Below are 21250 nucleotides of genomic sequence, written 5' to 3' on the forward strand. Positions count from 1 at the left end.
GGGTCGGCGGCATGAAAGACGATGTGGTGTCCGAAAGTCAAAGTGATGTGATGGACCCGGCCCGCGCCGCCGCGTTCGAGGTGGCGCTGGGGCAGTCGGCATCTATCGGACCGGGCTCTCCGCTGCCGCCGTTCTTTCATCAGCTCTATTTCTGGACACCGCGTCGGCCCGACACGCTGGGCCGCGACGGCCATCCTCGGGTCGGCGGTGGCCTGATCCCCGATATGGGCCTGCCGCGCCGGATGTGGGCCGGAGGGCGATTGCGCTTTGAACAGGATCTGCGAGCCGGTATTCCGGCCGAGAAACGCTCAGTTCTGGAAAGTGCCGCCACAAAGATCGGGCGCACCGGCCCTTTGGCGTTTGTCACCCTGCGGCACGAGATCTGGCAGGAGGGTGCGCTGTGTCTCACCGAATGGCAGGATCTGGTCTATCGCGAAGACCCGGCATCGGATGCGCCACGCCCCGTGCCCCCGACCGCGCGTACAGATGAGACCGACCGGCGTGAGGTGCGGTTCGATTCAACCCTGCTGTTTCGTTACTCGGCCCTCACCTTCAACGGACACCGCATCCATTACGATCTGGACTATGCCCGTGATGTTGAGGGCTATTCCGGGCTGGTGGTGCATGGCCCGCTGCTGGCGCAGCAGTTGATACTGATGGTCGAGGAGTTGATGGGGCCGCTGGCCGAATTCTCGTTCCGCGCCTCCTCACCGCTGATGCATTTCGAGACCGCAACCCTGTGCCGGAACGGTCCGGATTTGTGGGTGCGCGGCCCGGATGGGCGGCAGGTGATGCAGGCGCGCGCCTCAGCCCAAACGCTTGCGCATGGTGATTGACGTCGCCCGGTCATAACCGGGATGTGCGGTCTCCCCGGTTTTGACAAAACCCATGCGGGCGAAGGTGGCGTGGTTCTCCACAAGCTCGACCCGCGTCTGCAGTTCCAGCGCATCCAATCCCATCTCCTGTGCTCGCGCCTCGGCCAGTTCCACCAGTTGCCGCGCCAGCCCGGATCCGCGCCGCGCTTCAGCCACTGCCAGCTTGCCCAGATAGAGGCATCCGGGATGCGGGGTCAGGAAGATCACGGCGTCGGGCTGGGCACCGATGGCCCAGATCTCACCCTCGGTGGCCTGCTGGTGCACCGTTTCCATGGTCAGGCGGTGCATGGAGGAAGGAGGGTCGATCCGGCCCTCCATATAAGCAAAGCTCGTGCGGATCAGCGACAGAACACCGGCAAGGTTTGGGTCGTCGGCAAGGATGCGGCGGGGCGCGTCCGAAACGCTCATAGTGAAGCCTCGGGCCGGAAACCGTCGGGGATGTTGTTGCGGCCTTCGAGTGCCAGATCGGCCATCACCTCGGCCACTTTCGGGGCCATGCCAAATCCGATCTTGAAGCCGCCATTGGCGATGAACTGACCGGGTTGGAGCGGATGCGCCCCCAGCATCGGCGCCCGGCTTTTGGCGCGGGGGCGGACCCCGGCCCAGCGCTCGATCACCTTGGCGCCGTGCAGCACCGGCACCGCCCGCATGGCGCGCTCGATCACGTCTTCCAGCGCCGTGTCGGTGCTGGACGGATCGTCATACTCGCGTTCCGAGGTCGAGCCGATGGCCAGCGTACCGTCGCCATGCGGCACGATGTGGATCGCATCGGCAAAGAGTTGCGGCGCCTCACCGGCATCGAAGCGCAAGAGCGCTGCCTGTCCTTTGACCCCGTTGCCAACGGTCTTGCCCATGGCGCGGCTGAGTTCTTCGAGCCCGGCGAGACCGGTGGCATGGATGACCTGTCCGGCATCCGGGGCCTCGGCCTCCACTTCGACCCCCATGACCCCCAGCGCCGCCACCAAGGCAGCGCAGGCGCGGCGCGGGTGCATGCGGGCGCTGAGCGTGTCGTGGATCACATAGCCGGTCGCGCTGGGGGGGCACCAGGGGCCGAGATCGGCCACCGGTACCACCCGCCAGTCGGCCTGACCCTGCCACAGCTCAGTCGCCGAGCCCTCGCGCTGTCGGGCCAGATCCAGCGCGCGGTCGTCGGCGATGGGTTGCAGGCGGCCAAGGCGGGCATAGCCGGGCGAAACGCCGCCCGTGGCCTCGACCTGAGCCCAGAACGGCTTGGCCATGATCAGGCTGTCGAACTGAAACGCCTTCTTCTCATTCCAGTTCTCGGGCACATGCGGGGCCAGCGCGCCGACCAGGCCGCCGCTTGAGCCTGCGCCGGGGCCAAAGGGATCGACCACACGGACCTTGGCGCCGTGTCGGGCGCAGGTCCAGGCGATGGACAAGCCGAAAATCCCTGCTCCGCGCACCGTCACATCGACCATTGCCAATCCCCTTTTCCTTGTTCAGTGTCGCGCCGTTGCGGATTGTCAGTCTCACGCGCAGTTTGCCCCGAAAACCTGTTCCCATCTTTCGGATTGCGCTCTAGCTACAGGATTACCCGATGGCAGACCAGCGCGCCAAATTGACATGGATCGAAGACAAGGTGCCGGTGTCCGAGCGCTTTGACGATCCGTATTTCTCGCTCCAGAACGGGCTGGAGGAGACGCGGCACGTGTTTCTGGCGGGCAACGACCTGCCGGCGCGGTTCGCGCCCGGCTTCCGGATTGCCGAGCTGGGCTTTGGCACCGGGTTGAACATGCTGACCGCGTGGTCGGAATGGGAGCGATCGGGGCAGAGCGGTCCCCTGCACTTCACCAGTTTCGAGGCTTTCCCCATGACGCCCACGGACATGGGCCGCGCGCTGGCCGCCTTTCCGGAACTGGCCGAGTGGAGCCATCGGTTTCTGGCCGTCTGGCAGGGCGGCGCTTGTGATCTAGGCACCTTGCGGCTTGAGGTGATCGAAGGCGATGCCCGCCAAACCCTGCCCGCATGGGCGGGACAGGCGGATGCCTGGTTTCTCGACGGCTTCTCTCCGGCCAAGAACCCCGAACTTTGGGAGTCGGATTTGTTGCACGAGGTCGCAAACCACACAGCACCATCCGGCACCGCTGCAACCTATACCGCAGCGGGCTTTGTCCGCCGGGGGTTGGAAGAGGCCGGTTTTACCGTCACACGCTCCCCCGGCTTTGGCCGCAAAAGACACATGACGCGGGCCATCAAAGCGTGACGCAAAAGAACAACATTCCGGCGGGCATCGCCCTGATGATCGGCGCCACCGTCGTCTTTGCCCTGCAGGACGGGATCTCACGCCATCTGGCGGGGGCCTATAACACCTACATGGTGGTGATGATCCGCTACTGGTTCTTCGCCGCCTTCGTGGTGGCGCTTGCGGCGCGGGCACACGGCGGATTGGGGGCCGCCGCACGAACCAGCCAGATCCGGTTGCAGGTCTTTCGTGGCGTGCTGCTTGTGACCGAGATTTGCGTGGCCGTCTATAGCTTTACCGTGCTGGGCCTGATCGAGAGCCTTGCGGTGTTCATTTGCTACCCGCTGCTGGTCGCCGCCCTCAGCGGCCCGGTGCTGGGCGAGCAGGTCGGCTGGCGGCGGTGGAGCGCAATTGGCGTCGGTTGCATCGGCGTGCTGATCATCCTTCAGCCCGGTATGGGCGTGTTCAACCCATGGGCCATCATCCCGCTGATCTCGGCCTTCATGTTCGCGCTCTACGCGCTGCTGACCCGCTACGCCGCGCGGCGCGACAGTGCGGCGACCAGCTTTTTCTGGACCGGCATCGCCGGGGCCGTCGCCATGACCGCCGTCGGCATCTGGTTCTGGGAGCCGATGGCCCGGCAGGACTGGTACTGGATGGGTGCGCTCAGCCTGCTGGGGGTGACCGGTCACTGGCTGCTGATCAAATGCTACGAGATGGCCGAGGCCAGCGCCGTGCAGCCCTTCGCCTATTTCCACCTGCTGTGGAGCGCGATTCTAGGCATCACGATCTTTGGCGAGGTACTGCGCCCAGCCGTGGTGGCGGGGGCGGCGTTGATCGTGGCCGCCGGGCTGTTCACCCTATGGCGCGAACGCCAGCAGGGTTGAACCCACCAGTTCCTGCGAGAATGGCACCGGCAACGCCGGTTTGCCGAGCCGGGCGCGGTAGACCGGCATGCTTTCGGCCACACGCATGACATAGTTGCGGGTTTCGGAAAACGGGATGTGCTCGATCCAGTCGATCATATCCACCTGCCCGGTGCGGGGATCGCCAAAGCGTTCCATCCAAGATATCGGGCGTCTGGGCCCGGCGTTGTAGCCTGCCGACATCATCACGATGTTGCCGTTGAAGTCTGCAGCCAGACCCGCAAGATAGTTTGCGCCCAGCTTGGCGTTGTATTTCCAATCCGAGGTCAGCCGCCCGGTCTGAAAGCCACCCAGAATGCCCAGATCCCGTGCCACCAGCTTGGCAGTGGCTGGCATCACCTGCATGAGGCCCCGCGCGCCCGCACCGCTGATCACCACCGGGTCGAACTCGCTTTCGCGCCGGGCGATGGCCAGCGTCATCTCTTTGGCCATCGGCAGGCGCAGATCGGCCACCGGATGCACCGGGTAATAGGCGGCGGGCAGAACCACGCCGATGCGCGCCGCCCGCTTGGCGATCATAACCGCCAGATGCGGCTCATTCATCTCAAGCGCCATATCGCCCAACTGTGCCGCCTGCATCTGGTCCAGCCCCTCGACCAGATGGGTCAGGAAGCGCTCGGCCAGATCGCGCTCGCCCGCGCGCAGCAGCAGCACTCCGGCCTCCAGCACGCTCGACTGCATGAACGCCGCTTCGCGCCAGCGCGGCGCCCGGCGAGGTTCGGCAAGGTCAGGGTCGAAGGGCCGCCCGATCTGTTCTGCCGCCAGCAGGCCGTAGAACGAGGTCTGATAATCAGCCCCCGTCGCATAGGCCTCATAGGCCTTCTCCGCGTCACCCGACGCTGCGTAGGCGCGGCCCAGCCAATACCCCGCGCGCCCTTTGGAGATCGGCGATTGCACCGCCTCGTTGAAGCGCTGGAAATGCCGCACGGCGGTGGCCGGGTCGTTCAGCCTGCGCAGTGCGAGAAAGCCCGAAAGCCATTCCAGATCGGCATAGGCATAGCCCATTTCCGGCGTCATATGGTGCCGGGAGGCGATCCGATAAGCGCGCTTGGGGTCGCCGTTCCGCATCTCAAGCCGCGCGAGCCTACGACGCCCTTCGGACCATTTGTCCGGCTCACCCAGCGCCTCGGGCCCGGTCGAGCGTTCCAGCATCAGGTCGATGGCGCTGTCGTCCAGCTCTTTCCGGTCGCGCCACACGAATCGGTCATAGGCCAGCCCGGGTGAGTTCATCAGCGATCTCGGAATGGCGTCGATCAGCGCGTTCACGCCCGGCACGCGCTCCTGCAGCCCGATCCGCGCCTGCGCCAGCTTCTTCTGGCCCTCACTGACAAGAGGTAGCATCTGCTTTGCGCTGATCAGATTGCCGTCCCACAGCATCCGGTCCAGCCGCGCCTCGTGATGCGGCTTCAGCAGTTTCGAGAAGTTCTCCAGATAGTTCTTTTGCAGCCCGGCACCCATCGCCATCGTGCGCCAGGCTGTGACCAGATCGGCCTCGGCATCGCCGCGCTGCCCTTTGGCCAGTAGGGCCACCGCATGGTTCAGCGCGCCTTCAGCGGTCTGCGGTGGGTTGTCGGCGTAGAATTTCAGCGCCCGGTCGGGATCGGCATTGGTAAAGGACGGCTCGCTTTTGCGGCGCAGCCAGTCCAGTCCGGGCCAGTCCGGGCGCCGGTCGAGGAACACCAGCACATCGCCCGAGGTGCCGAATCCCTTGCGCAGCCAGTGCCAGACGATGACGTCCCGCGCCACCGAGCCGCGCTGCCCGGCGATGCGCAGCGCCTCGTTCCAGTTCTCGTCCCGCATTTCGGCGAGCGCCTGCCGCAAATCATCCACCGCATCCGCGCGTGCAGGCGCCATCAGGGCCATGCAGCACATTATCGCGGACACAACGACCTTCAGAACGCGCGTCATCCCTTGCATTTCCCAACAAACCAAGGCTAGAGCCTTTCACGATAAACCGTGCGTCGTCGGGATCAACACACAATCCCGCCAACGCGCATTTCCTGCGGGCCTCGCCCGTCCACGTTGATATCTAGGGAGCGTTTTTCATGTTCAAAGGCTCAATGCCAGCCCTCGTCACCCCGTTCCGCAACGGCGAGTTGGACCTGGAAACGCTCAAACACCTGGTGGAATGGCAAATCGGCGAGGGATCGACCGGTCTGGTGCCCGTGGGCACCACCGGTGAAAGTCCGACCCTGACCCATGAAGAACATGAAACCGTGGTCGAAGAGGTGGTCAAGGCCGCCGCGGGTCGGGTGCCGGTGATCGCAGGCGCAGGGTCGAACAACACGATCGAGGCGATCCGATTCGTGCAATTCGCCGAGAAGGTCGGCGCCGATGCGGCTCTGGTGGTCACGCCTTATTACAACAAGCCGACCCAGCGGGGTATGGTGGCTCATTTCACCGCGCTGCACGATTGTGCCAATGTTCCGATCATCATTTACAACATCCCGGGTCGCTCGGTGGTGGACATGACCCCCGCAACCATGGGTGAACTGGCCGGGCTGCCGCGCATCGTCGGGGTCAAGGACGCGACCGGAGACATCACCCGCGTCAGCCAGCAGCGCGCCGCCTGCGGCATCGATTTTTGCCAGCTCTCGGGCGAAGACGCCTCGGCGCTCGGGTTCAACGCCCATGGCGGCGTGGGTTGTATCTCGGTGACGGCAAACGTCGCTCCGCAACTGTGCGCCGAATTCCAGCAGGCCACGCTGGAGGGCGATTATGCCAAGGCGCTGGAGTATCAGGACCGCCTGATGCCGCTGCACGAGGCGATCTTTATCGAGCCCGGGCTGGTCGGTGCGAAATACGCACTCAGCAAACTGGGTCTTTGCACGGAAGAGGTGCGCTCGCCGCTGACAGGGCTCGAAGACGTCACCAAGGCGGCGATTGACGCGGCGATGGGGCACGCCGGTCTGCTCTGATCGGAGCTTGCTTAGAACATTAAGGCGATCTGTGTAGCGCAGGCCGCCTTTCATTATTCAGGCAAGGGCAGCGCCTGCACCAGATGCGCGGTCTTGTCCGGATTGCGCGTCACGTAGATGTGGGTAATCAGACCGTCCCGGATTTCCACGGACGTGGCCTGCAATATGCCGTCCGGTTCGCGGCTCAGGATTGCGGGCAGGCCGTTCAGCACGCAGTGCCGCCACTGCCGAGGCGGCTCGGCTCCTGTTTTCCGCGAGATCCCCTCCAAAAGCCGAACGACCCGATCCAGCCCTTTGATCGGGTTCAGGGCGGCCATCACCTTGCCGCCGCCATCGGATATGAGGCGCACATCCTTTGAAAGAAGCCGGGCCAAAGAGCCGGTATCGCCGGTCTTGGCCGCGTGAAAGAAAGCCAGCGTGATTTCCTGACCCTCCTCGGCGGGCACCGGTGCTCGTGGCCGCGCCTGTTGCACATTCTTGCGCGCTCGCGCCGCGAGCTGCCGACAGGTTCCGGCGCTGCGCCCGAGCGCGGCCGCCACTTCTTCGTATGAGCTGTCAAAAACGTCGTGGAGCAGGAACGCGGCGCGCTCCAGCGGGGTCAACCGTTCCAGCGCGAGCAGCAACGCGACGGACACATCATGGTCCAGCCGTTCCGTCGAATCCTCGGTCAGCAGCGGTTCGGGCAACCATTCGCCGGGATATGTTTCTCGCCGGGCGCGTGCGGATTTTAACTGGTCAAGGCACAGCCGGGTCGTGACCCGCACCAGATACCCCGTTGCGTCGCGGATTTCCGAAACAGGGGCGGATTGCCAGCGCAAAAACGCCTCTTGCAGGATATCCTCGGTGTCGCTGACCGTGCCCAGCATACGGTAGGCGACCGCAAAAAGCCGCGGTCGCACTGCCAGGAACGTATCGGTCTGGTCGGAATGAGAACTCACGCTCACGCGGCATCAACCTCCTGCGCAACAGGATGCGGAGTGCGAAAGCCGATGGCAATCCGATTCCAGGAATTGATGGCGGCGATCAGCAGGGTAAGCGCGACCTGCTCTTTGGGCGAGAATTGTTGCGAAACACGGTCGTAATCCTCATCGGGTGCGCCGGTTGCTTCGATCCTGGTCAAGGCTTCGGTCCAGGAAAGCGCTGCCTGCTCGCGCTCCGAATAAAGCGCCGACTCCCGCCATGCATTCAGCAGATGCAGGCGATCTTCGGTTTCGCCATGGGCGCGGGCGTCATGGGTGTGCATATGGATGCAAAAGGCGCAGCCGTTGATTTGCGAGGCGCGCAGCTTCACCAACTCGACAAGGCTATGCTCCAGCCCGCTTGCTTTGATCAGCTCTTCCTGTTCAAGCAGTGGCTTGAAGAGGTCCGGGGCGATGGTGAAGTGATCGAGACGCTGAGACATCATTCTGTTCCTTTTTTCTGATTTCAGGAACAGGACGACGCAGCCAGCGGTTTTGTGACATGCAGGTAGAAGAAAGGGCGCTCGTTTGAGCGCCCCGGTGAATGTTAGCGTTTTCCGTAGTACAAACCAACCACATGTTCTGCCTGTGCAAAGAACAGCCAGCGCGAGGTTGCCACGCCCGCCAGATGCGAAAGAATGGCAAGCAAGGCGAAGAAATGGCTGAACGGAAGCACAAGCAGGATAACCGGCAAAACAAAGGCGAGCGCAAAGGCGATCACGCGCAGTTTTTCCGCGTGCTTGCGACCTACGACGTGCACGAACTCGCGCAGCAGATAGTTTGTGCCGGTATGCGGCGGCTCAAAGGCGCGGACGGTTCCGCGACTGCCCAGCCCCGTGGCGGTGCCAAGATCGGTGCCCGAGGCCGCCAGCGCCTTGTCGCCCTGCCGCCAATAGAGGATCTGCACTAGCGCTGCAATCAGCAGAAATGGCAGTGCGAGCCTCATCTGACCGGCGAGCAATGCGCCGCCGGCGAGGCTGAAGGACAGAAACATCGCAGGTGTCAGCTTCATGTTCCAGCGCGGGATGGTCTTGAGCTGGGTATAGATCATCGAGGTGGTAAAGACCGTCGCCAGCGAGGCCAGTGACCCGATCACGCCTAACACGCCCCAGCGCTGGTCCAGAAAGATCACGCTGATGGCATAAAGCCCCATGACCACCAACGCGATGACTGCGCACCAGCCCTCGCGGCTCAGCCAACTGGTTTTCCATTGGGTGAAGGCCTTCCACGCGCGCTCGGGATGCCCAAGGTGGAAGGTCGAGGCCAGCAGACCCGCAACCGCCAGGCCGAAGGCGATGGCGAAGAAGATGAAGGCCACCGTGCCGGACACGGCCGGAAGACCGAGGCCCAGAAAGAACAGCAGGCCAAAGCCCAGGCCGGACAGGGTGGTGAAGATGATAACGGATGGCGCCGGATGCATTACAGTTTCTCCAGTGCTTTATCGAGCCAGCCCATGAAGCCCTTGGGCTCATCGGCCACGGGTGCGAGCAGAGGGGCGAGGATGTCGATCTGATCCTCGATCTTGTCCTTGGGCCGGGGCGGCAGGTATTTGTTGACGGGTTTGGTGCCCATTTCGGGCATCAGGTCCATGCCGCCGCGTTCGGCGACCAGTTTCGAGACATCGCTTTCCGGATCGCCCAGATCGCCGAAATGCCGCGCGCCCGCCGGGCAGGTGCGCACGCAGGAGGGGATGCGGTCTACCTCGGGCAGGTTCTCGTTGTAAATCCGGTCGACGCAGAGGGTGCATTTCTTCATCACACCCTCGGCCTGATCCAACTCGCGCGCGCCATAGGGGCACGACCATGCACAAAGCCCGCAGCCGATGCAGTCGCTTTCGTTGACCAGCACGATGCCGTCCTCGGCCCGCTTGTAGCTGGCGCCGGTGGGGCAGACGGTGACGCAAGGCGCGTCCTCGCAATGCAGGCAGGACTTGGGGAAGTGGATGAGCTGTGCTGCGCCCTGCTCGGGCTGTACCTCGTAGGAATGTACCCGGTTCAGGAAGGTGCCAGACGGGTTGCCGCCATAGGCGTCCTGATCCGACAGCGGCGCGCCGTAGTTTTCGGTGTTCCAGCCTTTGCACGAGATCACGCAGGCATGGCAGCCGACGCAGGTGTCGAGGTCGATGACCAGACCCATCTTGCGGTCGGTGGATGTGGGGAGCTGGGTCATGTCAGCAGACCTCCGCGAATGTGGTGAGCGCAGACTGGGGCTCTGCCCCAGACCCCGGGATATTTTTGAACAGAAGAAGCGGGGTCATTCGCCGACCTTCCACGCCAGGTTCTTCGGGCCCGTGCCGACCGGGGATTCGAGCGGGTCGAATGCGGGCTGACTTTCGGTCATCTCGTCGGGGTTGGCGGCCTTTTCGATCTTTACCTTCAGGTCGAACCACGCCGCCTGACCGGTGATCGGGTCCGAGTTGGCCCAGCGGAGGCCATCGCCCTTGGGCGGCAGCAACTCGTGGATCAGGTGGTTGAGCAGGAAGCCCTTGGTGGCTTCGGGCGCGTCCTCCTCCAGCGCCCAGGCGCCTTTGCGTTTGCCGATGGCGTTCCAGGTCCAGATGGTGTTGTCGTTGAGCGCCGCCATCTCCATCACTGGCACCGTGATCTCACCATGCGGTGAGGTCACCTTGGCCCAGTCGCCATCCTTTAGCCCAAGCTCGCGCATCAGCTTGGTGGGCACGTAGAGCGGGTTGCGCCCGTGCAACTGCCGTAGCCAGGCGTTCTGCGTGCCCCAGCTGTGATACATCGCCATCGGGCGCTGGGTCAGGGCGTTGACGGTAAAGCCTTCGTTGCCGGTCTGATCGGTTTCGTACCAGATCGGCAGCGGGTCCATCACATCCTTGATGCGACCGCGCAGATGGTCGGGAGGCTGGCGGTCGCCATGGCCCTCGGCGGCCAGCTGGAACTTGCGCATGGGTTCCACGTAAAGCTGGAACAGATAGGGTTGCGGGCTATCATAGATGCCCATGCCCACGGCCCAGTCTTGGTAGGCGCTGTTCCACGGCTTGTAGTAATCCGCGCCCTCGGGGATATGCGCCACGTAGAAGCCGCCGTTCTCGATATAGCGGTTCAGCTGCTCGGGGTTCACTTCGCCCCGGCCTTCCTTGTCGCCGTTCTCACCGCGGAAACCTGCCAGCGGGCCGATGCCCGGTTTGCGCTCGTGATTGATGATGTAGTCGGCGTAATCCTTCCACTTCGGCGAGCGGTCCTCGTTGGTGAAGCCCGGCAGCTTCATCCGGTTGGCGAGTTGGATCAGCACGGTCTGGAAGCCGCGCACATTGCGGTCGGGCTCGATCACCGGCCAGCGGATCGCGTCTGCGGCCGCGTCCGCCTCGCAGATCGGGCGGTCGAGCAGCGAGATACAGTCGTGGCGTTCCAGATAAGTGGTGTCGGGCAGGATCAGATCGGCATAGGCCACCATTTCCGAGGAATAGGCGTCGGAATAGATGATATGCGGGATCTTGTAATCGCCGTTCTCATCCTTATCCGTCAGCATCTCCATGACACCCTTGGTGTTCATGGACGAGTTCCAGGACATGTTGGCCATATACATGAACAGGGTGTCGATCTTGTAGGGATCACCCGCATGCGCGTTCGAGATGACCATGTGCATGAGGCCGTGGGCGCTCATCGGGTTTTCCCAGGTGAACGCCTTGTCGATCCGGGCCGGGCTGCCATCCTCTTTCAGCGCCAGATGCTCAGGGCCACGGACAAAGCCCAGGTGAGGGCCGTCCAGCGGCGTATCGGGCGTGGATTTCGAGTGCGGGGTCGGGTGCGCCTCGACCGGTTTGGGGTAGGGCGGTTTGAAGCGGAAGCCGCCGGGGACCTCGACCGTGCCGAGGATGATTTGCAGCACATGCAGCGCGCGGCAAGTCTGGAAGCCGTTGGCATGGGCCGAGACACCGCGCATCGAGTGCATCGAGACCGGGCGACCGATCATCTTGGTATGCTTTTCACCCCGGAAGTCGGTCCATTCGTGATCCAGCTCAAACGCCTCGTCAAAGGCCACTCGGGCCAGTTCCCCGGCGATGGCGCGGATGCGCTTGGCGGGGACGCCGCATTGCTCGGCGATAGCCTCGGGGGCGTATTCGTCGGCCAGATAGCGCTCGGCCATCAGGTGGAAGACCGGGCGGTGGGTGACTCCGTCCTTTTCGTAGGTTGCCGATAGATCGGGGCGCACGCCGGGCTTGTCGAAGGCGGTGAGCTCGCCGGTCACCCGGTCGATCACAAGTGGCTTGCCGTCGTTATCGCGCAGGAAGAGGCCCTTGTCCGGTCCTTCGGCGGCGTTCACCAGCACCGGCGCGTTGGTATAACGGCTGAGATAGTCCAGGTCGATCTTGCCCGCCTTCATCAGCACATGGATCAGCGACAGGATGAAGAGGCCATCGGTACCGGGCGTGATCCCCACCCATTCATCGGCCACGGCATTATAGCCCGAGCGGATCGGGTTCACCCCAATCACTTTGGCGCCGCGCTTCTTGATCTTGCCAAGCCCCATCTTGATCGGGTTGCTGTCATGATCCTCGGCCACGCCAAACAGCATGAACAGCTTGGTGTGGTCCCAATCGGGCTGCCCGAACTCCCAGAACGCGCCGCCCATCGTGTAGATGCCCGCCGTGGCCATGTTGACCGAGCAAAACCCGCCATGCGCCGCGTAGTTCGGGGTGCCGAAGCTCTGCGCCCAGAAGCTGGTGAAAGACTGCGACTGATCGCGGCCCGTGAAGAATGCCAGTTGCTCCGGCGCCTCGTGGCGGACGGGCTCCATCCAGCCCACGGCGATTGCCAGAGCCTCGTCCCAACTGATCTCCTTGAACTCGCCCGAGCCGCGCGGGCCGGTGCGGATCATCGGCGCCTTCAGCCGCGAGGGCGCGTTGACCTGCATGATCCCCGCCGAGCCCTTGGCGCACAAAACGCCCTTGTTCACCGGGTGGTCGCGGTTGCCTTCGATATAGGCAACCTTGCCATCCTTCATGTGCACGTTGATCCCGCAGCGGCAGGCGCACATGTAGCAGGTGGTGCGCCGGATCTCGTCCGAGACCTTGGGCGAGGTGTTGAGGATCGGCTGCTGATGGGTCATTGGCGGGTCCTGTCAGTTGGTCCGGGCAAAAGATGTCGGTTTTCGCCCGAATTTGGAACACCGTTCCTGAGAACAGTGGCGTTTTTTGTTATTCCGTTCCGATGGCTTGCAGGATGGTGACGGCGATGATCTGCGTCACATCCTCGGCAGTGCAGCCACGCGAGAGGTCGTTGGCGGGTTTGGCCAGCCCCTGCATCACCGGGCCGATGGCGGCGTATCCGCCAAGACGCTGGGTGATCTTGTAGCCGATATTGCCCGCGTCCAGATTGGGGAAGATCATCACGTTGGCCTGCCCGGCCACCGATGATCCCGGCGACTTGCGCGCACCGACCGAGGGGACGAAGGCCGCGTCGAACTGCAACTCACCATCCACCTCCAATCCGGGGTGCTGGCTGCGCAGGGTGTCGGTGGCCTCGGTCACCTTGTCCACCGCCGGGTGGCTGGCGCTGCCTTTGGTGGAGAAGCTCAGCATGGCGATCTTGGGCTCTTCGCGCAGCAGGGCGCGGGCGGAATTGGCCGAGGCAGCGGCAATCGAGGTCAGCTCGGCCGGGTTCGGGTCGATCACCAGCCCGCAATCGGAATAGAGCATCGCCCGCGCGCCTTCACGAGCGTCCTCGGGCGGGTACATCAGAAAGAACGACGACACCATGCCCGCATCGGGCGTCATGCCGATCACCTGAATCGCGGTACGGACGACGTCGCCGGTAGTGTGGATGGCGCCGCCGACGGTGCCGGTGGCATGGCCCAGCCGCACCAGCATCGCGGCATAGACCAGCGGAGTCTCTGCGGCCTTACGCGCGGCGGCCTCGTCCACGCCTTTGTGCTTGCGCAGGGCATGGTATTCGGCGGCAAAGGCTTCGGTCAGGTCGGATGTGGCGGGATCGTGGATCGCGACGCCATTGCCTGCGCTTGCGCCTTCGGCTTGAAGCGCGGCCTCGACCTCGGCCTGTGGTCCGACAAGAATGACATCGGCCAAATTGGCCGCATGTGCAGCGAGCGCCCCCGCGACGATGCGGGGATCGCTGCCTTCGCTTAGAGCAACAACAGGGCGGGAGGCCGGGGCGCTTGCCGCCAACAACTCGATGGGTGTCTTGGTCATGCGCCCCGGCCCCTGTGTCGATTACACTTGCTGTTCGCGCATATCCGCGGCGTTGATACCGGCGACGCGGACAGGTTTTTTCATGGCGTCGCGGCGGAACGGGTCGCCCAGTTCCTGGTTGATCATCGCCTCGATCAGCGTGGTGATGCCGCTCTTCTGGTCCGCGATGGCCTGGTTCAGGGCGGCGGTCAGCTCGTCCTGGGTGCGGGCGACCACACCTTTCAGGCCACAGGCATTGGCGATCCCCGCATAAGACACCTGCTGATCCAGTTCGGTGCCCACGAAGTTGTCGTCGAACCACAGGGTCGAGTTGCGCTTCTCGGCGCCCCACTGATAGTTGCGGAATACGATCTGGGTCACGGCGGGCCATTCCTCGCGGCCGATCGCGGTCAGCTCGTTCACCGCGATGCCAAAGGCGCCGTCACCGGAGAAACCGACAACGGGTGTGTCCGGGCAGCCGATCTTGGCGCCGATCACCGCGGGCAGGCCGTAGCCGCAGGGGCCGAACAGGCCGGGGGCCAGGTATTTGCGGCCCTCTTCGAACGACGGGTAGGCGTTGCCGATGGCGCAGTTGTTGCCGATGTCGGACGAGATGATCGCCTCGGTCGGCAGCGCCGCCTGGATCGCGCGCCATGCCATGCGCGGGCTCATCCAGTCCGGCTTGGCGGCCCGGGCACGCTCGTTCCAGGTGGTGCCGGGATCGTCGTTCTCATGGGTCAGCGAGCTCAGCTCCTGCGCCCAGGCCGACTTGGTGGTGGCGATCAGGTTCTTGCGATCCTCGCGGCCTGCGTCACCGGCGCTGTCGCCCAGACGGGCCAGCAGACCTTCGGCCACTTTCTTCGCGTCGCCGACGATGCCGACGGTGACGTCCTTGGTCAGGCCGATGCGGTCGGGGTTCAGGTCGACCTGGATGATCTTGGCGTTGGTCGGCCAGTATTCGATACCGTAGCCGGGCAGGGTCGAGAACGGGTTCAGACGGGTGCCCAGAGCCAGAACGACATCCGCCTTCGCGATCAGTTCCATACCGGCCTTGGAGCCGTTATAGCCCAGCGGACCGGCAAACAGCGGGTGCGAGCCGGGGAAGGCGTCGTTGTGCTGGTAGCCGACGCAGACCGGGGCGGTCAGACGCTCGGCCAGCTCGGCCGAGGCCGGGATCGCGCCGGACAGAACCACGCCGGCACCGTTCAGGATGACCGGGAACTTGGCTTCGGACAGGATGTCCGCGGCTTGCTGCAGCGCGTCGTCGCCGCCTGCGTTGCGGGCGAACTCGACGATTTTCGGCAGCTCGATATCGACCACCTGGGTCCACATGTCGCGCGGGATGTTCATCTGGGCCGGGGCGCTGGCGCGCTTGGCCTGCAGGATCACCCGGTTCAGAACCTCGGCCACGCGGCTCGGGTCGCGCAGCTCTTCCTGATAGGCGACGCAGTCGGCGAACATGCGCATCTGCTCCATCTCCTGAAAGCCGCCCTGACCGATGGTCTTGTTGGCCGCCTGCGGGGTGATCAGCAGCACCGGTGTGTGGTTCCAGTAGGCGGTCTTGACGGCGGTGACGAAGTTGGTGATGCCCGGCCCGTTCTGCGCGATCATCATGCTCATCTTGCCGGTGGCACGGGTGTAGCCATCGGCCATCATGCCCCCGGACCCCTCATGCGCGCAGTCCCAGAACGTGATCCCCGCCGCCGGAAAAATATCCGAGATCGGCATCATCGCCGAGCCAATGATCCCAAACGCATGCTCAATGCCATGCATCTGCAACGTCTTAACAAAGGCCTCTTCCGTCGTCATCTTCATTGGGGCGCACTCCATGCAATATGAATGAAAGCCGGGGCGGGGCTCCGGCGAGGTGTTGCATTTGGTGTAGGCGCAAGGGGCAGTCGGGCGTTAGGGCCAGACATGTTTCCGGGTTATGTCCAGAATCCGCCGCTAACCGGTTTGAATGGCTTTGGCGACGCGCTCGATACCGGCGGGGATGCGGTCGGTGGGGATCGAGGAATAGCCCAGACGGTAGTAATTGTGCGGCCGTTCCGGGCCGCTGAAGAACGGCTCGCCCGGTTCGATATGCACGCTTTGCTGGCGCAGGGTCTCGGCCAGTTGGGAGGTATTCACGTGCTCAGGCGCTTTCATCCAAAGGGACGAGCCCCCATAGGCGCCGCGGCCCGCGATGGTCAGGCCGTGCCGCGCGATGGCGTCTTCCATGCTCTGGCGCCGTTCCAGCAGCGCGGTGGACATCCGCCGGATCTGGGCGTCGTAGTGGCCGAGCGACAGGAAATAGGCGGCAGTGCGCTGGATGTGGCCGGGAGGATGCCGCAGCACCAGCGAGCGCAAGGCGCGCGCCTCGCGGATAAAGGGCTCGGACCCAACCATGTAGCCCAGCCGCAGCCCCGGGAACAACGATTTCGAGAAACTGCCGACATAAACGACACAGCCGCCCCTATCGAGCGATTTCAGCGCCGGAGAGGGCGCGCCCAGAAAGGCCATCTCGAACTCATAATCGTCCTCGACGATCATCGCGCCAATTTCGCGCGCGCGCTGCAACAGGGCGCGGCGGCGCTCGAACGGCATCGTCGCGGTGGTCGGGCATTGATGGCTGGGGGTGGTAAAGATCACATCCGTATCTTCGGGGATCGCATCCGGGGGCAGACCATCCAGATCGACGCGCAGCGGCGCGAGCTGACATTCCGACCGGAGCAGCAACTCGCGCAGGGCATAATAGCAGGGGTCCTCGATCGCGGCCTTGCGGTTGCCGCTCAGCAGCACGCGCGAGGCCAGCCACAGCGCATTCTGGGCGCCCAGCGTGATCAGGATCTCCTCGGGCCGGGCGGTGATGCCGCGCCGGGGCAGGGTGTGGCGGGCGATGAACTCGACCAGCAGCGGGTCGTCCTGATCCACGTAATCGGCGGTGAGCGAGGCAAAGTCCTTTTGCCCCAACGCCCGAACCGCGCAAAGGCGCCAGTTGGCGTGATCGAACAGGGTCGGATCGGCCTGCCCGTAGATGAAGGGGTAACGGAAGTCGCGCCAGTCGCTGGGTTTGTGCAGCACGTCACCGCCACAGAACTTCCGCGCGATGGCCCGGTTCCAGTCGACGATTTCCTCGCCTCGCTGTGTCGGCGAATAGACTGGCGGGATCGGCGCGTTCTCGGACACGTAATAGCCGGACCGCCCGCGCGAGGTCAGGTAGTCATTGGCCAGAAGCTCGGTATAGGCCAGTGTCACCGTGATCCGGCTGACGCCCAGATGGGTGGCCAGCTTGCGCGACGAGGGGAGTTTTTCGCCCACATGGAACCGGCCCGAGAGGATCCCCTCGGCGATCATCTGCTGGATCTGCGCCTGCAGCGTGCCCTGCGCGTCCGGCTTGAGAAAGAAGGTGTCGACTGAAATCCCCATGGCGGCCACCATATGCTGGCCTTAATCCGAGTGCAATCTGGACTTATGGAGAAATTCCAGCCGGGTCGTCAGGCGGTTTTCTTCCAGATGTCCAGGCTGCGGTTCAGGCATTGAAGCTCGGGGAACTGGTCTAGGCTTTCGGCCATTGGGGCGATCAGATAGGCGTTCTGCCGCATCGAGGCGACCATGGATTTCTCAAGTTCGGCCTGCACCTCGGGTGTCCGGATCGGGCGGTAAGAGAACAGGATGTCGTAGCCCGAGTAGTCGAATTCGAATGCATCGGCCACGAAGATCTCGTCGTCCAGCCCTAGTGCGGCCTGCCCAATGGCGATCAGGTGATCGTTCAGGTCGAACCCGGCGCAACGGTCGAGCAGCAGCACTTGCGACAGTTTCGTCAGCAACAGGTTGCGCCCGGTGGCGCAGCCCATTTCCAGAAACGCCACGGGGCGATAGCGCAGCGAAGGGTCGACATAATCGGGATCGAGCGACAGGTAACCATCTACCCGGATCAGCGCATCCAGATATTTCTGGATCGGAAATGGAATGTAGTCATGCGAATCCTCCGGCAGCTCGAAATCGCTGTCGGGCAGTTCGGCCTTCGCCTCGGTCACCAGCCGTTTGACTATTCCCTCGAATGCCCGGTGCAGCGCGCCTGAACAGAACCGGGCCGAGATGGCATCGGCGAAATCGTCGGCCTCGCGATGATTGTATCGCAGGATTGTCTCTTCAAATTCAGTGAGTTGCCGGGAATAGGCGCCCAACGCGGCCTCGAACTCTTTCTGGTTCTTGAGCAGCGCGTTCTTCTGGTTCTTGAACTTGTGGTTCAGCGAGACGTTGAGGCTGTTGCCCTGAATGTCCTTGCCGCCAAACAGCGACTCGATCAGATCGGCCCGCTGGCGTTCCAGCTTGGTGATCTTGTCCCGAACGGTGTCGAGCGCGCGTGTCTGGTTCGACAGATTGTCCGCGGCCTCCTGCAATTGAAGCGATGTGGCGAGAAGGTTGGCATTTCTTTTGTCGGACATCCGAAGGCTCCGCTTGCAGGTTCGTCATCAAATCAAAGTAGAAAACAGTCTTCGGCTCCGAGGGGATTACGTTTGGTTCGGTTTTGCAAGTCTTGACAGCGAGATCATCACTATATAACTAGATTTCTAGTTTAATGGAGATAAGGCAGATGTGGGAAACGGCAGCGGCAGGGTTTGCCGCCATGGGGTCCGAGGCGCGGTTGCTGGTGCTCAAGACCCTGGTTCGCGCCGGGGAGCCGGGGCTGAGCGTCGGGCAGATACAGGAGCGGACGGGCATCGCGCCCTCAACGCTTGCGCATCATCTGAAATTCCTGGCAGCCGGAGGGCTGGTCGAGCAGGAAAAGGCGGGTCGTAGCACGATTAACCGGGCGCAGTTCGATGAACTGGAGAAGCTGGCGCAGTTCATTCTGAGCGAGTGCTGTGCAGATGTGAAAAAAAAGGCGGCAAACGATGGCTGATCTGACGCAAAACCCCGGGCGTTCGTGGAAAAGCGCGGTCGAGGCGCTGAAGACGCCTTGGGCGCTGATCGTGGCGATTTTGATCGCAGTGGCGGTGCTGGACCCGGGCAACTGGGCCGAGGTGGTGACTTTTGCGGGCAAGGCGCTGGCACACACAGGGCAATACATCCTGTTTGCAGTGCTTCTGCTGTCCTACCTCAAGGCCACCGGGGCCGAGTTGATGGTGGCCCGTGCCTTTGAAGGGCGCGAGGTGCGGATGATCTTTCTGGCCGCGCTGTTCGGCGGGCTGGCGCCGTTCTGTTCCTGCGAGGTGATCCCGTTCATCGCCGGTCTGCTGGCGCTGGGGGCGCCGTTGTCAGCCGTGATGGCGTTCTGGCTCAGCTCGCCGCTCATCGACCCGCCAACCTTGCTTATCACCGCAGGCGCCTTGGGATGGCCCTTTGCCATCGGCAAGGCAGTGGTGGCAGTGGCGCTGGGCCTGTTCGGCGGCTTCGTCGTCAAAGCTCTGATGAAGCAAGGGGCCTTTGCCCAGCCTTTGAAGGCTTACAAGCCCGCCGGATGCTGCGGCTCGGCCACAAAGAAGGGTGACAAACCTCATTGGCGGTTCTGGCAGGAGCCTGAGCGCCGCGCCCGGTTTTGGTTGGAATTCGTTCAGAACGGGGTGTTTCTGCTCAAATGGCTGGCGCTGGCTTATGTGCTCGAGGCGCTGCTGGTCAGCTATGTGCCTGCCGACCTGATCGCCCGCGTGGTGGGGGGCGAGGGCGTTGCGCCCATCGTGACTGCGGCGTTGGTCGGGATGCCCGCTTACCTGAACTCCTATGTCGCACCGCCGCTTCTGGCGGGGCTGATGGAGCAGGGGATGAGCCCGGGGGCCGCAATGGCCTTCATGGTCGCGGGTGCGGTCAGTTCGATCCCTGCCATGGCAGCGGTCTGGTCGTTGGTTCGGCCCCGGGTGTTTGCGATGTATCTGGTTCTGGGGATCAGCGGTGCAATCGTCGCCGGGATCCTGTTCCAGATGGTCTGACCAACAGGTTGGGCGGTGTCTGCCGCCCAGCCGCCCGGCTACCCGTCGGTGCAGTTATGAGGCAGTTTCAGCCGATAGCGCGGCTCGCCGCTGTTTACATAGATCCGTTTTTCGATGCAGGCAGTGGTGCCGACCGTCTGCGCGATCTGCCCCTCGGTCGAATTGAGCGAGGCTGCCGAGCCATCGGGCAGTCGTACCGAGGCAATAACTCCATTCGCCAGATCCCCACCGATAGCGGTCGCCGAAAGAACCGGGACCGTCATGTACGCCTCATGCCGGTGCTCGTCATCGCTGCCCATCATGTAAAGCACGCCGATGATGGCGGCCAGAAACAGCCCGCCCAGCACGGCCAGGCCACGGGTTTGCAAAAAGGCGTAGACGGAGACGGCGCGGTGTGGGCCGAGGAGTGTCGAAAGAATATTCAGCATGGCAGATCTGCAGTTACAAAACGGCCCCAGTCCAGTTGGCCGGGGCCTGTATCAAGATCAGAAACGGGGATCGTCGCTGTCGTCTTCTTCGTCCTCGTCACCGCTCTTGGGCAGGTTGAAGAAGCTGTCTGCGTCAATGATCTCTTCCTTCTCTTCGGTCTTGTCCTCGCTGTCGGACAGCGAGAAGGTCTCAAGCCCCTCGATGGCGGTCGGGATTTTGGGTGCGGCATCCATTTCCAGCGACTGCTCGGTCGACACCAGCTTGCGGCGCTCGTCATCGCTCATCACGCCGCCTTCGGCAGCCTTCTTGGCAGCGGCCTTCTGCACGACCGCGTCCAGCTCGGACTGTTTGCACAGGCCCAGTGCGACCGGGTCGATGGGCTGCATGTTCGAGATGTTCCAGTGCGTGCGCTCGCGGATCGATTGGATCGTCGGCTTGGTGGTGCCCACCAGCTTGGCAATCTGGCCATCGCTGAGCTCGGGATGGAACTTGACCAGCCACAGGATCGAGTTCGGGCGGTCCTGCCGCTTGCTGAGCGGCGTGTAACGCGGGCCACGGCGCTTTTCCTCGCCTGCGGCGGCCGGGTTGAACTTGAGCTTCAGCTTGTGCAGCGGATTGTTCTCTGCGCTGCTGATCTCTTCCTGGGTCAGCTGGTTGTTCGCGAGCGGGTCAAAGCCCTTGACGCCTGCGGCCACGTCGCCATCGGCGATGCCCTGGATTTCCAGCTCGTGCATACCCACGAAATCGGCGATCTGCTTGAAGCTGATCGTCGTGTTGTCCACCAGCCATACGGCGGTTGCCTTGGCCATCAGAGGTTTTGCCATAAGCCTCACTCCTTTGAATACATCTGTCCCGTCGCCGGAAGTCGGCGGCC

The 21250-nt window shown here is 63.4% G+C and carries 20 protein-coding genes; 6 read left to right on the forward strand and 14 right to left on the reverse strand.

All coding sequences use genetic code 11. The features are described from left to right. The first annotated feature begins 11 nt into the window (after window positions 1-11). The gene (locus GOX53_RS14360; protein WP_171177480.1) at window positions 12-836 is read left to right on the forward strand and encodes an acyl dehydratase; all 825 of its coding nucleotides are present in this window, start codon (window positions 12-14) and stop codon (window positions 834-836) included. On the opposite strand, the gene GOX53_RS14365 is transcribed toward GOX53_RS14360, so the two are convergent. Next, a complete protein-coding gene (locus tag GOX53_RS14365) occupies window positions 807-1283 on the reverse strand; it encodes an N-acetyltransferase (RefSeq protein ID WP_171177482.1) in 477 nt (158 codons plus the stop codon). The genes GOX53_RS14360 and GOX53_RS14365 overlap by 30 nt on opposite strands. Beyond that, window positions 1280-2314, reverse strand: coding sequence for an FAD-binding oxidoreductase (locus GOX53_RS14370; RefSeq protein ID WP_171177483.1), 1035 nt, complete (start codon window positions 2312-2314; stop codon window positions 1280-1282). Before GOX53_RS14370 ends, GOX53_RS14365 begins: the two co-directional genes overlap by 4 nt. Before the next feature lie 119 nt (window positions 2315-2433). Here GOX53_RS14370 and mnmD point away from each other — a divergent pair, with 119 nt between their 5' ends. Together mnmD and GOX53_RS14380 are read left to right on the forward strand one after the other, a co-directional pair. Then, complete coding sequence (gene mnmD / locus GOX53_RS14375; RefSeq protein WP_171177485.1) at window positions 2434-3099, forward strand: tRNA (5-methylaminomethyl-2-thiouridine)(34)-methyltransferase MnmD; 666 nt, start codon at window positions 2434-2436, stop codon at window positions 3097-3099. Between the two features lie 35 nt (window positions 3100-3134). Further along, the gene (locus GOX53_RS14380; protein ID WP_171177622.1) at window positions 3135-3965 is read left to right on the forward strand and encodes a DMT family transporter; all 831 of its coding nucleotides are present in this window, start codon (window positions 3135-3137) and stop codon (window positions 3963-3965) included. On the opposite strand, the gene GOX53_RS14385 is transcribed toward GOX53_RS14380, so the two are convergent. Then, window positions 3939-5912 (reverse strand): lytic transglycosylase domain-containing protein, encoded by a 1974-nt coding sequence (locus GOX53_RS14385; protein WP_171177487.1) that lies wholly within the window; start codon window positions 5910-5912, stop codon window positions 3939-3941. The two genes, GOX53_RS14380 and GOX53_RS14385, sit on opposite strands and share 27 nt — an antisense overlap. Window positions 5913-6049: 137 nt before the next feature. Here GOX53_RS14385 and dapA point away from each other — a divergent pair, with 137 nt between their 5' ends. Beyond that, window positions 6050-6922, forward strand: coding sequence for a 4-hydroxy-tetrahydrodipicolinate synthase (gene dapA / locus GOX53_RS14390; protein ID WP_171177489.1), 873 nt, complete (start codon window positions 6050-6052; stop codon window positions 6920-6922). Between the two features lie 53 nt (window positions 6923-6975). Here the strand turns inward: dapA and GOX53_RS14395 are convergent, their stop codons facing one another. The 9 genes from GOX53_RS14395 to GOX53_RS14435 form a co-directional block, all read right to left on the reverse strand. Continuing rightward, entirely contained in the window at window positions 6976-7866 is an 891-nt protein-coding gene (locus GOX53_RS14395) for a sigma-70 family RNA polymerase sigma factor (protein ID WP_171177491.1), read from the reverse strand. Beyond that, entirely contained in the window at window positions 7863-8324 is a 462-nt protein-coding gene (locus GOX53_RS14400; protein WP_171177493.1) for a carboxymuconolactone decarboxylase family protein, read from the reverse strand. The genes GOX53_RS14395 and GOX53_RS14400 overlap by 4 nt, the downstream gene beginning before the upstream one ends. Before the next feature lie 104 nt (window positions 8325-8428). Beyond that, window positions 8429-9301 (reverse strand): DmsC/YnfH family molybdoenzyme membrane anchor subunit, encoded by an 873-nt coding sequence (locus GOX53_RS14405; protein WP_171177494.1) that lies wholly within the window; start codon window positions 9299-9301, stop codon window positions 8429-8431. Then, window positions 9301-10050, reverse strand: coding sequence for a 4Fe-4S dicluster domain-containing protein (locus tag GOX53_RS14410; RefSeq protein ID WP_171177496.1), 750 nt, complete (start codon window positions 10048-10050; stop codon window positions 9301-9303). Before GOX53_RS14410 ends, GOX53_RS14405 begins: the two co-directional genes overlap by 1 nt. Before the next feature lie 84 nt (window positions 10051-10134). Continuing rightward, window positions 10135-12957, reverse strand: coding sequence for a molybdopterin oxidoreductase family protein (locus GOX53_RS14415; RefSeq protein WP_171177498.1), 2823 nt, complete (start codon window positions 12955-12957; stop codon window positions 10135-10137). Window positions 12958-13045: 88 nt separating this feature from the next. Further along, window positions 13046-14056, reverse strand: coding sequence for a phosphate acetyltransferase (pta, locus tag GOX53_RS14420; protein ID WP_171177500.1), 1011 nt, complete (start codon window positions 14054-14056; stop codon window positions 13046-13048). A 21-nt stretch (window positions 14057-14077) separates the two neighbouring features. Beyond that, window positions 14078-15850, reverse strand: a complete 1773-nt coding sequence (gene xsc, locus GOX53_RS14425; protein ID WP_171177502.1) for a sulfoacetaldehyde acetyltransferase — start codon at window positions 15848-15850, stop codon at window positions 14078-14080. Window positions 15851-15982: 132 nt separating this feature from the next. After that, window positions 15983-17443: a PLP-dependent aminotransferase family protein gene (locus GOX53_RS14430; protein WP_171177504.1), complete on the reverse strand. Its 1461-nt coding sequence runs from the start codon at window positions 17441-17443 to the stop codon at window positions 15983-15985. A gap of 68 nt (window positions 17444-17511) precedes the next feature. Next, complete coding sequence (locus tag GOX53_RS14435) at window positions 17512-18465, reverse strand: class I SAM-dependent methyltransferase (protein ID WP_171177506.1); 954 nt, start codon at window positions 18463-18465, stop codon at window positions 17512-17514. 149 nt (window positions 18466-18614) lie between these two features. Between GOX53_RS14435 and GOX53_RS14440 the strand changes: the two genes are divergently transcribed. Then, window positions 18615-18923: a helix-turn-helix transcriptional regulator gene (locus GOX53_RS14440; RefSeq protein ID WP_171177508.1), complete on the forward strand. Its 309-nt coding sequence runs from the start codon at window positions 18615-18617 to the stop codon at window positions 18921-18923. Beyond that, entirely contained in the window at window positions 18916-19947 is a 1032-nt protein-coding gene (locus GOX53_RS14445; RefSeq protein ID WP_171177510.1) for a permease, read from the forward strand. Before GOX53_RS14440 ends, GOX53_RS14445 begins: the two co-directional genes overlap by 8 nt. A 38-nt stretch (window positions 19948-19985) precedes the next feature. On the opposite strand, the gene GOX53_RS14450 is transcribed toward GOX53_RS14445, so the two are convergent. Both GOX53_RS14450 and GOX53_RS14455 read right to left on the reverse strand, forming a co-directional pair. Then, window positions 19986-20375 (reverse strand): hypothetical protein, encoded by a 390-nt coding sequence (locus GOX53_RS14450; protein WP_171177512.1) that lies wholly within the window; start codon window positions 20373-20375, stop codon window positions 19986-19988. A 57-nt stretch (window positions 20376-20432) separates the two neighbouring features. Further along, complete coding sequence (locus tag GOX53_RS14455; protein WP_171177514.1) at window positions 20433-21200, reverse strand: DUF1013 domain-containing protein; 768 nt, start codon at window positions 21198-21200, stop codon at window positions 20433-20435. Window positions 21201-21250: the final 50 nt, after the last annotated feature.

It is taken from the genome of Ruegeria sp. HKCCD8929 (genome assembly GCF_013031405.1).
Classification (GTDB): Bacteria; Pseudomonadota; Alphaproteobacteria; order Rhodobacterales; family Rhodobacteraceae; genus Ruegeria.